This is a genomic window from Colwellia sp. SU-HH01172 (assembly GCF_057553355.1).
Map to the genome: position 1 here is coordinate 176494 of NZ_BAAJMB010000002.1, position 13412 is coordinate 189905.

At 38.5% G+C, this 13412-nt stretch carries 12 protein-coding genes; 6 read left to right on the plus strand and 6 right to left on the minus strand.

From position 1 onward, the window contains the following. Positions 1–177 precede the first annotated feature (177 nt). Both AC27JP_RS07820 and icd read left to right on the plus strand, forming a co-directional pair. Complete coding sequence (locus tag AC27JP_RS07820) at positions 178–2409, plus strand: NADP-dependent isocitrate dehydrogenase (protein ID WP_487113761.1); 2232 nt, start codon at positions 178–180, stop codon at positions 2407–2409. A 275-nt stretch (positions 2410–2684) separates the two neighbouring features. Next, a complete protein-coding gene (gene icd, locus AC27JP_RS07825; RefSeq protein ID WP_487113763.1) occupies positions 2685–3935 on the plus strand; it encodes an NADP-dependent isocitrate dehydrogenase in 1251 nt (416 codons plus the stop codon). 96 nt (positions 3936–4031) lie between these two features. Here icd and cspD read toward each other — a convergent pair whose 3' ends face one another. Next, positions 4032–4253 carry a cold shock domain-containing protein CspD gene (gene cspD / locus AC27JP_RS07830; RefSeq protein WP_487113765.1) on the minus strand — a complete coding sequence of 74 codons (222 nt, stop codon included), beginning with the start codon at positions 4251–4253 and terminating at the stop codon, positions 4032–4034. 213 nt (positions 4254–4466) lie between these two features. Between cspD and clpS the strand changes: the two genes are divergently transcribed. Beyond that, the gene (gene clpS / locus AC27JP_RS07835) at positions 4467–4787 is read left to right on the plus strand and encodes an ATP-dependent Clp protease adapter ClpS (protein WP_487113767.1); all 321 of its coding nucleotides are present in this window, start codon (positions 4467–4469) and stop codon (positions 4785–4787) included. 28 nt (positions 4788–4815) lie between these two features. Further along, the gene (gene clpA / locus AC27JP_RS07840; protein WP_487113769.1) at positions 4816–7068 is read left to right on the plus strand and encodes an ATP-dependent Clp protease ATP-binding subunit ClpA; all 2253 of its coding nucleotides are present in this window, start codon (positions 4816–4818) and stop codon (positions 7066–7068) included. A 158-nt stretch (positions 7069–7226) separates the two neighbouring features. Here the strand turns inward: clpA and infA are convergent, their stop codons facing one another. Then, complete coding sequence (gene infA, locus AC27JP_RS07845; RefSeq protein WP_011043571.1) at positions 7227–7445, minus strand: translation initiation factor IF-1; 219 nt, start codon at positions 7443–7445, stop codon at positions 7227–7229. Positions 7446–7529: 84 nt separating this feature from the next. Beyond that, on the minus strand, positions 7530–8231 hold the full coding sequence (locus AC27JP_RS07850) for an arginyltransferase (protein ID WP_487113771.1): 702 nt from the start codon (positions 8229–8231) through the stop codon (positions 7530–7532). A gap of 243 nt (positions 8232–8474) precedes the next feature. Between AC27JP_RS07850 and AC27JP_RS07855 the strand changes: the two genes are divergently transcribed. Next, positions 8475–9605 (plus strand): GGDEF domain-containing protein, encoded by a 1131-nt coding sequence (locus AC27JP_RS07855; RefSeq protein WP_487113773.1) that lies wholly within the window; start codon positions 8475–8477, stop codon positions 9603–9605. Here the strand turns inward: AC27JP_RS07855 and aat are convergent. The 3 genes from aat to ald all read right to left on the minus strand — a co-directional run bounded on the left by aat (position 9602) and on the right by ald (position 12678). After that, on the minus strand, positions 9602–10306 hold the full coding sequence (aat, locus tag AC27JP_RS07860) for a leucyl/phenylalanyl-tRNA--protein transferase (RefSeq protein ID WP_487113774.1): 705 nt from the start codon (positions 10304–10306) through the stop codon (positions 9602–9604). The two genes, AC27JP_RS07855 and aat, sit on opposite strands and share 4 nt — an antisense overlap. Positions 10307–10309: 3 nt before the next feature. Then, positions 10310–11269, minus strand: coding sequence for a thioredoxin-disulfide reductase (gene trxB / locus AC27JP_RS07865; protein ID WP_487113776.1), 960 nt, complete (start codon positions 11267–11269; stop codon positions 10310–10312). 287 nt (positions 11270–11556) lie between these two features. Continuing rightward, the gene (ald, locus tag AC27JP_RS07870; protein WP_487113778.1) at positions 11557–12678 is read right to left on the minus strand and encodes an alanine dehydrogenase; all 1122 of its coding nucleotides are present in this window, start codon (positions 12676–12678) and stop codon (positions 11557–11559) included. A gap of 123 nt (positions 12679–12801) precedes the next feature. Here ald and lrp point away from each other — a divergent pair, with 123 nt between their 5' ends. Next, entirely contained in the window at positions 12802–13284 is a 483-nt protein-coding gene (gene lrp / locus AC27JP_RS07875) for a leucine-responsive transcriptional regulator Lrp (protein ID WP_487113780.1), read from the plus strand. Positions 13285–13412 lie beyond the last annotated feature (128 nt).

A 13412-nucleotide genomic window follows, 5' to 3' on the forward strand; every position in this document is an offset into this window, starting at 1 on the left:
GTCACTAAATCTTACCTTGTTGAATATGAACTGCCGATAATTCATCTATTTTAATGCGCTTTGAATTCCGATACTATGCGCGCGCAAAAATATTTTTTTATCGATAAAATGAATAGTTATTCGAGTTGCGTAGTTATTCATTTTATCGATTAATGGCAAATCAGCAAAGGATTTTAAATGACCACAGATACATCAAAAATTATTTATACTATTACCGATGAAGCGCCAGCTTTAGCGACGCATTCTTTTTTACCAATCGTTAAAGCGTTTACTGCATCTTCTGCAATTGATGTTGAAACTCGCGATATTTCATTGGCTGGTCGTATTATTGCAAATTTCCCTAAATACTTAACCGCTGAACAAAGAATTGACGATGCGTTAGCTGAATTAGGCGAGTTAGCTAAAACCCCAGAAGCAAACATCATTAAGCTACCTAATATTTCTGCTTCTATTCCACAGTTACAAGCAGCGATTAAAGAACTGCAAGCGAAAGGCTATAACTTACCAGACTTTCCTGAAGAGCCGCAAAATGAAGCAGAAGAGTCTATTAAGCTTACTTATGCAAAAGTATTAGGCTCAGCTGTTAACCCAGTTTTGCGTGAAGGTAACTCAGACCGTCGTGCACCAGGTTCAGTTAAACAATATGCGCGTAACAACCCACATTCAATGGGAGCATGGTCACCAACAACTAAATCACACGTTGCACATATGCAATCAGGCGATTTTTACGGTAGTGAAAAATCAGTCACTATTAACGGCGCAACAAATGTAAAAATTGAATTTGTTGCCGAAAATGGTGAGGTGACTTTATTAAAAGAGCACTTAGCATTATTAGATCAAGAAGTGATTGATGCCTCAGTAATGAGCAAAAGTGCGTTAGTTGACTTTTTTGCTACAGAAACTGAGAAAGCAAAATCAGAAGATGTACTGTTATCATTGCACCTTAAAGCGACAATGATGAAAGTTTCTGATCCAATTATGTTCGGTCACGCAGTAAAAGTATTTTACAAAGACGTTTTTGCTAAGCACGGTGCTACATTCGAGCAACTTGGTGTTGATGCTAATAACGGTATTGGTGATGTTTACGCGAAAATCGGCCGTTTGTCCGCTGAGAAGAAAGCTGAAATTGAAGCTGATATTCAAGCGGTATACGCAACTCGTCCAGAATTAGCTATGGTTGATTCTGACAAAGGTATTACTAACCTACACGTGCCAAGTGATGTGATTATTGATGCCTCAATGCCTGCGGCATTGCGTGCTTCAGGTATGATGTGGGGACCAGACGGAAAGCAAAAAGAAACCAAGTTTATGATCCCTGATCGTAACTATGCAGGGGTATTTTCTGCTGTTGTTGATTTTTGTCGTGAAAACGGTGCTTTTAACCCAACGACTATGGGGACAGTACCAAACGTTGGTTTAATGGCGCAAAAAGCGGAAGAGTACGGTTCACATGACAAAACATTCACTATGGTTGGTGAAGGTAAAGTGCGTGTTGTTAACGACAATGGTGAAACTCTTATTGAGCATGCGGTAGCTGAAGGTGACATTTGGAGAATGTGTCAAGCTAAAGACGCACCAATTCAAGACTGGGTTAAACTAGCCGTTACACGTGCTAAAGCCAGCAATACGCCAGCAATATTTTGGTTAGACGAAAACCGTGGCCACGATGCTGAAATGATCAAAAAGGTGAACACTTATCTTGCAGATCACGATACTACTGATTTAGATATTCAAATCATGGCTCCTGTTAAAGCATGTGAATATACTTTAGCGCGTGTTGCTAAAGGTGAAGATACAATCTCTGTCACAGGAAACGTATTACGCGATTACCTAACGGATCTATTCCCAATTCTAGAATTAGGTACCAGTGCTAAAATGCTATCAATCGTACCTTTGATGAATGGTGGTGGTTTATTTGAAACCGGCGCTGGTGGCTCTGCGCCTAAGCATGTTCAGCAATTCGAAAAAGAAAACCACTTACGTTGGGATTCTTTAGGTGAGTTCTTAGCATTAGCCGCTTCACTTGAACATTTAAGTGTTAATACCGGTAATGCTAAAGCACAAGTATTAGCAGATACACTTGACCAAGCTACAGCTAAGTTCTTACAAGAGAATAAATCGCCATCACGTCGTGTTGGTGAGTTAGACAACCGTGGCTCTCACTTTTACCTTGGTTTGTACTGGGCACAGGCTTTAGCCGAGCAAACAACGGATGAAAGCTTAAAATCAAGTTTTGTCGCCGTTGCTCAAGCATTAACCAAACAAGAAGCAAAAATTGTTGATGAACTAAATGCTGCGCAAGGTCCTAGCATGGATATTAACGGTTACTATTTTGCTGACGCCGAGTTAGCAGCTAATGCTATGCGTCCGAGTGAAACCTTAAACACCATTTTATCTAGCTTACTATAAGCAAAAATAGAAGTATTTTATAAGCTAGGCTTTTGCCTAGCTTTTTTTTGTCTGAATTTTGGCTCGATATTCAAAGCTAAGGTAATAAATTGCAAGTTATTAAAAAATAATGTCAAAAAAATTTGCAAATAATTAAAACAACCGTTTTAATTATTCATAGTAGTGATGTTCATTATCACCATTTCAGTATTAGTGTCTTTGCTCTTTTTCATTTAGTTTAATGATAAAGAAACTAGCAAACGGCTATTTTCATTAGTAAATTTAGGAGAGTTCATATGCCGAACCATGTAAATATTCCTAGTGCAGGCGATAAAATCACCGCTGTTGATGGTATTTTAAATGTACCCAACAACCCGATCATTCCTTTTATTGAAGGGGATGGCATAGGTGTCGATGTTACGCCACCTATGATTAAAGTGGTTGATGCTGCAGTAACTAAGGCTTATGGTGGCGAGAAAAAAATTCATTGGATGGAAGTTTATGCCGGTGAAAAAGCCACGCAAATGTATGACTCTGAAACTTGGTTACCTGATGAAACACTTGAGATGTTCAAAGAATACAAAGTAGGTATAAAAGGGCCATTAACCACGCCTGTTGGCGGCGGTATGCGTTCACTGAATGTTGCCTTGAGACAAATTCTTGATTTGTACGTCTGCCAACGGCCAGTGCAGTGGTTTACGGGTGTACCTAGTCCGGTTAAAAAACCCAGTGAAGTTGATATGGTTATTTTCCGCGAAAATTCAGAAGATATTTATGCAGGAATTGAATATCAAGCGGGTACTGAGCAAGCAACAAAAATGATTAACTTCTTAACACAAGAAATGGGTGTAACGAAAATACGCTTTCAAGATAATTGTGGTATTGGTATCAAACCCGTTTCAAAAGAGGGCACACAACGTTTAGTTCGACAAGCCATTCAATACGCCATTGATAACGATCGGGAGTCGATAACTTTAGTACACAAAGGTAATATTATGAAATTTACCGAAGGTGCTTTTAAAGATTGGGGTTATGAGCTAGCTCGCGAAGAATTTGGCGCCGATCTTTTAAATGGCGGCCCTTGGTGCACGATGAAAAACCCGAAAACTGGCAAAGAAATTATTATTAAGGACGTAATTGCCGATGCCATGTTGCAACAAATACTGTTACGCCCGGCCGAATATAGTGTTATCGCAACATTAAACTTAAATGGTGATTATTTATCTGATGCCTTAGCAGCGCAAGTTGGTGGCATAGGGATCGCGCCAGGTGCTAACTTAAACGACGAAGTGGCTATTTTTGAAGCAACTCACGGTACCGCGCCAAAATATGCCGGTCAAAATAAAGTTAATCCAGGCTCGGTGATTTTATCAGCAGAGATGATGTTACGTCATATGGGCTGGACTGAAGCAGCTAATTTGTTATTGAAAGGTATGTCGGGTGCAATAAATGCTAAAACGGTTACTTATGACTTTGAACGTTTAATGGACGATGCAACTTTAGTGACTTGTTCTGAGTTTGGTGATTGTATTATTGAACACATGTAAAAGTGTAAAATGAGCATGTTAACTATCAGCTAGCCATAAAAAAACACAGCGTTAATGCTGTGTTTTTTTATTTTACACCACCAAAAAATATTAAAATTACTCTTCTGCTTCTATTTCTGATGGGGTAATGCTTGCTGCGTGGTGACCTTTTGGTCCTGCGTTTAACTCGTAGTTTACGTCTTGACCCGCTTTCAACGTACGGTATCCTTCCATTTGAATTGTAGAGTAATGAGCAAATATATCTTCACCACCATCCTCTGGACGAATAAAACCAAACCCTTTTGCATTATTAAACCACTTAACTGTACCGTGAGCCATACTTCAACATCCTTCTAAAATCATCGGTAATTAGGTATGCTTTCCTCAAAGCATTAAATTTATATCAGAGGTGGATAAAAAACGCCCACCAAAGTAAATCGTAGATAATAAATTAAAATAGTCAAGTGATAACTTCCATATGCTGGCAATTTTTCCTTATTATTTTTTTAAAATCTTAAAGCAAAATTATGACTGACAGACTAATATAGAATTATGAGTAAATGGAAAGAGTTAATAGATGACCAAGCGGTTCTTGATGATGAGATAGTTGAAAAGCATCAAAAACCCCCAATGTATAATGTTGTATTGTTGAATGATGATTATACGCCAATGGATTTTGTTATCGACGTACTGTGTAAATTTTTTAATATGAACTCAGAGCAAGCAACCGACGTAATGTTAGCTGTACATTACAAAGGAAAAGGGCGATGTGGTACCTATACTGCTGAGGTAGCAGAAACTAAAGTTGATCAAGTGTTAAATTACGCATTAAGCAATGAGCATCCGCTGAAATGTACTATGGAAAAAGCGTAATTACGCGAGATTTTAATTGGAGTAACCTATGCTAAATAAAGATTTAGAAGTATCGTTAAATATGGCTTTTCGTCAGGCTAAAGAGTCTCGCCATGAATTTATGACGGTTGAACATTTATTGTTGGCGCTTTTAGATAACCCATCATCAATTGATGCTTTGCATGCCTGTGGTGCAGATATGACTAAGCTGAGAAAAGAGCTTTTGGCTTTTATTGCTGATACCACGCCTGTTATTCCTATGGGGGAAGAAGAACGAGAAACTCAGCCTACTTTAGGTTTTCAACGGGTGTTGCAGCGTGCGGTTTTTCATGTGCAATCTTCAGGTAAAAGTGAAGTTAATGGCTCAAATGTTTTAGTGGCTATTTTTAGTGAGCAAGAATCACAAGCAGCATATTTTTTGAAAAAATCAGATATTAGCCGTTTAGATATCGTCAATTATATTTCTCATGGTATTGCCAAAATTGAGCAAAACAATGCAAATTCTGAAGAGCAAGTTCAAGTTGGCGAAGAAGAGCCACGTACCATTGAAAATTTTTCCACTAATCTGAATGAAGAAGCACTAAAAGGTAATATTGATCCTCTTATTGGCCGAGATAATGAACTTGAGCGGACATTACAAGTATTAAGTCGTCGTAGAAAAAATAATCCTTTGTATGTTGGTGAGGCGGGCGTTGGTAAAACGGCTATCGCTGAAGGCTTAGCTAATTTAGTGATATCTGATAAAGCACCTGAGTTTCTAGCAGATGCGACTATTTATTCGCTAGATATGGGGGCTTTACTTGCTGGCACTAAATATCGTGGTGACTTTGAAAAACGTTTTAAAGCGCTGTTAAAAGAACTTGAAGAGGATGGTAATGCAATATTATTCATTGATGAAATTCATACCATTATAGGCGCAGGAGCAGCGTCAGGCGGCATGATGGATGCATCTAACCTGCTTAAGCCATTACTTTCTTCGGGTAAACTACGTTGCTTGGGTTCAACAACTTATCAAGAATACCAAAGTATTTTTGAGAAAGATCGCGCCTTAGCCCGTAGATTTCAAAAAATCGATGTTATTGAGCCAAGCGTAGACGATACCACAAAAATATTGCACGGCTTAAAAGACAAGTATGAAGCGCATCACGGCATTCGCTATTCAAATAAAGCCTTGCGTGCAGCGGCCCAATTATCAGCTAAATACATTAATGAACGTTTTTTACCGGATAAGGCTATTGATGTTATTGATGAAGCTGGTGCCCGGCAACAATTGGTGACTGCCTCAAAAAGAAAGAAAGTGATCAGCAATACCGATATTGAAAATATTGTTGCGAAAATGGCCCGTATTCCTGAAAAATCAGTTTCTTCTTCAGAAGTAGATAGCCTGAAAACCTTAGATAGAAACTTGAAATTGGTTGTTTTTGGCCAAGACCACGCCATTGATGAGCTTTCTTCGGTTATTCGTTTATCGCGTGCCGGATTAGGTAATGAGCAAAAACCTATTGGTTCATTTATTTTTGCCGGTCCTACCGGTGTCGGTAAAACGGAAGTTACTCAACAACTTGCTAAAGTGCTAGGCGTAGAGTTACTGCGTTATGATATGTCAGAGTACATGGAAAAACACGCAGTTAGCCGTTTAATTGGGGCTCCTCCTGGTTATGTTGGCTATGAACAAGGTGGCTTACTAACTGATGCCGTGATTAAAAATCCCCATGCTGTGGTGTTATTAGATGAAATCGAAAAAGCTCATGAAGATGTTTACAACATTTTATTGCAGGTTATGGATCATGGCACATTAACCGACAATAATGGTCGTAAGGCTGACTTTAGAAATATCGTCTTGGTTCTAACGACTAATGCCGGTGTTGCTCATACCACTAAGCAATCTATTGGTTTTAAACAACAGGATAATAGCCTTGATGCTATGGATGAAATTAACAAAGTGTTTTCTCCTGAGTTTCGTAATCGTTTAGACAATATAGTTTGGTTTAACCATTTGCATGATGATGTTATTCAGCAAGTTGTTGACAAATTCATTGTTGAACTACAAGTGCAATTAGATGAAAAAGGTGTTTCGTTAGAAATAACCAAAGATGCTAAGAAGTGGATGGCAAGCCATGGTTATGATAAAGCGATGGGGGCAAGACCTATGGCACGGTTAATTCAAGAAGAGTTGAAAAAACCATTGGCCAACGAACTCTTGTTTGGAGAACTGACCCAAGGTGGCGTAGCTAAAGTTGTTGTTAAAAAAGATAAACTTGCTATTAACTATGAGTCAAAAAAAGAGCTAGTCGAGCATTAGTTTTTTAACTTAATATGCGCAAAAAAAAACCGAGTATGACTCGGTTTTTTTAATTCTCGATTTTAGTTGCATTGCTTGCGAGTTTTTTCACAAATTTTGAGCATAAAAAAACGCTTGAGTGAAATACTAAAGCGTTTTTTAAAAGAATGAATTATTTTCTATCTAGCACGGAAGATAATACGGCCTTTTGATAAATCGTACGGAGTTAACTCAACAGTAACTTTATCGCCAGTTAAAATACGGATGTAGTTTTTGCGCATTTTCCCAGAAATATGAGCGGTAACAACATGACCATTTTCTAATTCAACACGGAACATAGTATTTGGCAAAGTATCTAAAACTGTACCTTGCATTTCAATATTTTCTTCTTTCGCCATTGGGCGCCAAACCTCTAAATTAGTGCGTAAATAAAAAGCTGCGCAGATAATGCCGAATTGCAACGCTAATGTAAAGCTATAGTGTTATTTATTTACTGTTTTCCACTGATTTGCTAATAAAATTTGGTGTGGCTTATAACGATTTTTATAATTCATTTTTTTACAGTCATCGATTTGGTAACCCAAGTAAAGAAATTCACGTTGCAGCTGCTTGCTTACCTCTATTTGCTTTAAAATTGAATACACCCCTAGACCGTGTGAACGATAATCTGGATGGTAAAAGGTATACACAGCAGATAGGGCATTGGGTAAGTCGTCGGTTACTGCAACACTGATCAAATTCTGCTGATGCCAAGTTTCGATAAACAACTGCTTAGTAATGTCATTTGAGGTAAAACTTTTAAACTGCTCTGGTGTTGCTGGAAACATACTGCCGTCACAATGAAGCGTGTTGATATACTTTTCATACAAAGGATAATAATTTTCCTTAATTTCGTGACTCAGCTTAATTTCAAAAACTTGGTTACGTTTGATATTTCTTTTTTGGCTTTTTGACGCTTGAAATTCATTCACTAGTACTCGTATAGAATGGCAGGCTTGACATGACTCACAATGAGGGCGATAGATGTCGTTACCACTACGTCGAAAGCCTTGATGCATTAGCCAACTATAATGTTCACTGTCATGTAAACTAGAATCAACGGCCACCAACAATCGTTCTTGCTTGTTGGGTAAATAATTACATTTAAATGACTTGGTTATGCCCAGTTTAAAATTAAAACTCATTCATTACCTTTTTATGTTTCCATTTCATTATCAACCATAAATTTAACACTTTATAACAAGTAAATTGTCTTATTTTGTTATCATTATAGCAATATTGATTGGTAATTCTTGCGTAAATTAATTCTCAAGACATTGTTCTTAATATATAACTTTGTCAGGATTTATTTTCTGTACTAAAGTTTAAATATTGTACTAATTTATAAATCGATGAAATAAAGTCAATTTAAATAAGGTAATGATTCATTGAAAAACTCGGCTGAATGGAAGGGATATGCCAATGAAGTTCAACATACTGTAAATCGCTCTAGCATTCTTTGGATGTTCATCTTAGTGGCATTCTTTCTGGCAATAGTCACTTTATATCTTATTATTGATATTACTCCTTTAAAACAAGCATCGGCCATTGCCTATACGCTTACTATTGTATGTATTATTTTTTCCGGACAATACTTTTGGGAAAAATCAATCAACGCGAGTAAGTTCACTTTATCGTCGATATTGTTATTGATTTCTTGGGTAAGCTTAGCCTTTATTATCTATTACCAATGGGGGGAAGTGGAGTCGGCATCTGACTTACTTGTTATTGGCTTTATTTGTTCAATACTGGGTTATTACTCTCATTTACGGTTATTAGTTATATCATCTATTGTACTGACCGCGGTCTATTTAACGCTGCAAATGCAAATAGTGGCAATGTCGTCATTGGATTTGTTTATTACTGTGATTAAATTTCCGGTGCTGTTAATTCTTTTCATGCGTACAATTCGACAATTGTTGCTAAAAGGGCAGTACTATGTGGTGAAAAATGAAATGCTTAAACGTCAACTACAACGTTTAAATATTATTGATGATTTAACTCAAATACAAAACCGTAAAGGTTTTCGATTAGCGTTGACTTCCGCTTTAGCCAGCGCCCATCGCTTTAAGCTAGGCTTCTCATTACTTATTTTAGATATCGATTTTTTTAAACAATATAATGATAATTTAGGTCACCCTGAAGGGGATAGGTGTCTGGTTAAGATTGCTCAATTGCTCACAGACACATTTCAAAGAGAAACCGATACAGTGACACGCTTGGGCGGTGAAGAGTTTGCTATTTTGGTGCCCGATGTTGACTGGCGCAGCGCTGACAGTATTTGCCAGCGTGTTCATCGAGTCATCGCAAACGCGGCAATTATTCACCCTGAATCGCCTATTGCCTCTACCTTAACAGTCAGTATTGGCGGGGCTATTTATAAAACTGGCGATGATGAGAAGACCATTTATGCCCGAGCGGACAAGGCGCTTTACCAAGCAAAATCGCAAGGTCGAAATAGTAGCGTTATTTTAGCAAATGAAACCCAAGCAACGCTTGTTGAATCAGCCGGTGATTAAGTTAATGTTCGCGGTTGCCAAAACTGGGTTGGTACTAGCAGTTCTTTTGCTTGTTGTTGTCGTTGAATAAACTGCTCTCTGGAGATTTCAATGCAGCCCATAGCTTCAAGAAAAGGGTTTTGCATTTGGCAATCGATAAAATTCACACCTATTGATTTTAACAACTTTGTCAAATAAACCAGGGCGATTTTTGAGGCATTACTTTGGCGATAAAACATAGATTCACCAGAGAAATAACCGTTGACTGCCACACCGTATAATCCACCGACAAGTTCATTTTCACACCATATTTCAATTGAATGAGCTTTCCCTTGGCGATGCAACTCTTGGTATGCCGTTAACATAGGCTGTACAATCCAAGTTTCCTCTTTTCGAAAAGGGGCGTCAGCGCAGTTTTCAATGACTTGTTGAAAATCTGTGTTTAGGGTGACGTGATAGGGTTGCTTTTTAATGAACTTACTTAGGGTTTTATTGATTTTGAGTTGATCAATATTAATTATTGCCCGAGGATCTGGGCTCCACCACATGACAGGCTCACCGTCACTAAACCAAGGAAATATACCTTGTTGGTAGGCTTGAAATATTCTTTTCGGCGTTAAATCATCGCCAAAGGCCAGTAAACCATTTGGCTCAGTCAGCGCTGTTGAAAGGGCAGGAAAAGAAGAGCCATCCACTGATAACCAAGGAATAGCTCTGCTCATTTACTAGTGACTGCCTTGTGCGTCAAGGTAACGCTCTGCATCTAATGCCGCCATACAACCAGCACCGGCAGAAGTAATTGCTTGACGGTAGATATGATCGGCAACATCGCCAGCAGCATAAATACCTTCAACGCTAGTTTGTGTAGCATTACCGTTAGTACCGCTTTGAATAGTTAAATAACCATCTTTCATATCAAGTTGATCTTTAAAAATATCGGTATTTGGTTTATGACCAATGGCGATAAATACCCCCATAACGTCAAACTCTTCAGTCGCATCCGATTGAGTGCTTTTTAATCTCACACCGGTAACACCCATATTGTCGCCTAATACTTCATCTAACGTGCTGTTAAGATGCAATACAATATTACCATTAGCAACTTTGTCCATTAAACGCTTAGTCAAAATTTTCTCGGAACGGAAAGTCTCACGGCGGTGAACTAAATGCACTTCTGATGCGATATTTGATAAATAAAGTGCTTCTTCAACAGCGGTATTACCACCACCAACAACGGCTACTTTTTGGTTACGATAGAAGAATCCGTCACAGGTTGCACAAGCAGAAACACCTTTACCCATAAAGGCTTCTTCCGAAGGTAAGCCAAGGTATTGTGCTGATGCGCCCGTACAAATAATCAAAGCATCACATGTGTATGAGCCTGAATCGCCTTTCAGCTTGTAGGGTTTTTCACTAAAATCTACTTCATTGATATGATCGAAAATAATTTCGGTATCAAATTTCTCCGCGTGTTTTTGCATACGGTCCATAAGCGCTGGGCCAGTTAAGTCGTCAGCATCACCTGGCCAGTTTTCTACTTCAGTGGTGGTGGTTAGTTGACCACCTTGTTGCATACCTGTGATCATTACAGGTTTTAAATTTGCACGTGCTGCATAAACAGCCGCCGTGTAACCGGCAGGGCCAGAACCCAAGATGAGTAACGGGCAATGTCTTGCTTCGCTCATGAACTACTCCAAAAAGAAAATATATTGATGTTTTTAATGGTTGGGATTCTAAGGGATTATCTCAAGAGAGCAACAAAGAAATAATTATAAATAATTACTTATTTAGTAAAACTGCAAGCTTAATGTTACGAAATAGCACTAATAACATTGGCGATTTATAACGCTAGCCAAAAATGCAGAATTTAGTTTTACATTGTTTTTCATCAGACTATTGAAATATTCTCCAGTAGAAATAAAAAAGTCGTTATCAAAGATAACGACTTTTTGTGCTTTAACTACTTATCGCATTACAGGGTCGCAATAGCGTCTTCTGCCGGCACATAATCGTAACCAAGGACATCAGCAACAGGTTTGTAAGTGATTTTACCACCTAAAACGTTCAAGCCAGCCATTAAATGAGCATCATCAAGCATCGCTTGTTTCGCACCTTTATTCGCTAAAGTAACAGTAAACGGCATGGTTGCATTAGTTAACGCCATTGTTGATGTTCTTGCCACACCACCTGGCATATTAGCAACACAGTAGTGTACAACGTCATCTACAACATACGTAGGCTCTTGGTGTGTTGTGGCTTTTGATGTTTCGAAACAACCACCTTGGTCAATGGCTACATCAACAATTACCGCGCCTTTTTTCATCATTTTAATATGTTGAGCTGTAACTAGTTTAGGTGCTGCTGCACCCGGAATTAATACCGCACCAACAACTAAATCAGCTTCAACGATAAGTTGGTCCATGGCATCTGCGGTAGAATATACCGTTTTTAAACGACCATCGAATTCAGTGTCTAGTTGACGAAGACGAGGTAAAGAACGGTCTAGTATCGTGACATCTGCGCCCATACCAACGGCCATGCGAGCCGCTTGCGTACCAACAACACCACCGCCAACGATTAGTACTTTCGCAGGAGCAACGCCCGGTACACCGCCTAATAATGCGCCTAAGCCGCCTTGGGCTTTTTCTAAAGCATGTGCACCAGCTTGGATAGACATACGACCAGCCACTTCAGACATAGGTGCTAGCAATGGTAAACCACCGCCATTTTGCGTCACTGTTTCGTAAGCGATACAGGTAGCGCCTGATGCAATTAATAATTCAGTTTGTTGTGGATCTGGTGCCAAATGTAAGTAAGTAAATAATACTTGGCCAGGGCGAAGCATTTTACATTCAATTGGTTGTGGCTCTTTAACTTTAATAATCATGTCAGAAGTTGCGAATATCTCTGCTGCAGAGTCGATAATCTTCGCACCGGCAGTAATGTATTGCTCATTATCAAAACCGATTGCTGCACCACCATTATTTTCAACGATAACGCTATGGCCATTTACCACTAACTCTTTTGCGCCAGCAGGGGTTAAGCCAATGCGGTATTCGTGGTTTTTTATTTCTTTAGGTACACCAATAATCATAATTCATCTCTCCTCAAAAATATGAAACTAGTATAGTGAGTTTTTTACGGATTAACCTGTCGTTATTTTTTTTAAATTAGGATATAATCCTGTCAATTGGTATTATTATAGTGACTTATATAAATGACGTCATCAGCGACTAAAAAACTTGATCGAATTGATAAAAACATTTTAGTTGAATTACAAAAAAATGGTCGATTATCAAACATAGAACTTTCAAAACGCGTTGGCTTAAGTGCAACCCCTTGTTTAGAAAGGGTAAAAAGATTAGAGAATGATGAATATATTTTAGGCTATCAAGCAAGATTAAACCCGCACAAACTAGAGGCTGCGTTATTGGTTATTGTTGAAATAACCTTAACTAAAACTAGCCCAGACGTTTTTGATGACTTTTCTAAAGCCGTTCACGACTTGGATGTTATTCAAGAATGTCACTTAGTATCTGGTGATTTTGACTTTCTGTTAAAAACTCGTGTTGCTGATATGGCGGCGTATCGTGAATTACTGGGTGATACTTTACTTAGGTTACCGGCGGTAAGTGAAAGTAGAACCTATGTGGTAATGGAAGAGGTCAAATCCACCAATCTGTTACCAATTAAACGTTAATAACATTTAATTCATCGCTAATGTTTGATACTTTAGCTTCATTATAATGGTAATTTTTATAAGAGTGTACATTTGCCTTCTCCATCTCCCAAGTTAAACGGCGTTCAGCGCCTTCTCGAAGCAGGACT

Bases quoted from the DNA above. Each gene is read 5' to 3' on its own strand.
- lrp (WP_487113780.1), top strand. From the start codon at position 12,802: ATGACGTCATCAGCGACTAAAAAACTTGATCGAATTGATAAAAACATT.
- clpA (WP_487113769.1), top strand. From the start codon at position 4,816: ATGCTAAATAAAGATTTAGAAGTATCGTTAAATATGGCTTTTCGTCAG.
- icd (WP_487113763.1), top strand. From the start codon at position 2,685: ATGCCGAACCATGTAAATATTCCTAGTGCAGGCGATAAAATCACCGCT.
- clpS (WP_487113767.1), top strand. From the start codon at position 4,467: ATGAGTAAATGGAAAGAGTTAATAGATGACCAAGCGGTTCTTGATGAT.
- trxB (WP_487113776.1), bottom strand. From the start codon at position 11,269: ATGAGCGAAGCAAGACATTGCCCGTTACTCATCTTGGGTTCTGGCCCT.
- aat (WP_487113774.1), bottom strand. From the start codon at position 10,306: ATGAGCAGAGCTATTCCTTGGTTATCAGTGGATGGCTCTTCTTTTCCT.
- ald (WP_487113778.1), bottom strand. From the start codon at position 12,678: ATGATTATTGGTGTACCTAAAGAAATAAAAAACCACGAATACCGCATT.
- AC27JP_RS07850 (WP_487113771.1), bottom strand. From the start codon at position 8,231: ATGAGTTTTAATTTTAAACTGGGCATAACCAAGTCATTTAAATGTAAT.
- cspD (WP_487113765.1), bottom strand. From the start codon at position 4,253: ATGGCTCACGGTACAGTTAAGTGGTTTAATAATGCAAAAGGGTTTGGT.
- AC27JP_RS07820 (WP_487113761.1), top strand. From the start codon at position 178: ATGACCACAGATACATCAAAAATTATTTATACTATTACCGATGAAGCG.
- infA (WP_011043571.1), bottom strand. From the start codon at position 7,445: ATGGCGAAAGAAGAAAATATTGAAATGCAAGGTACAGTTTTAGATACT.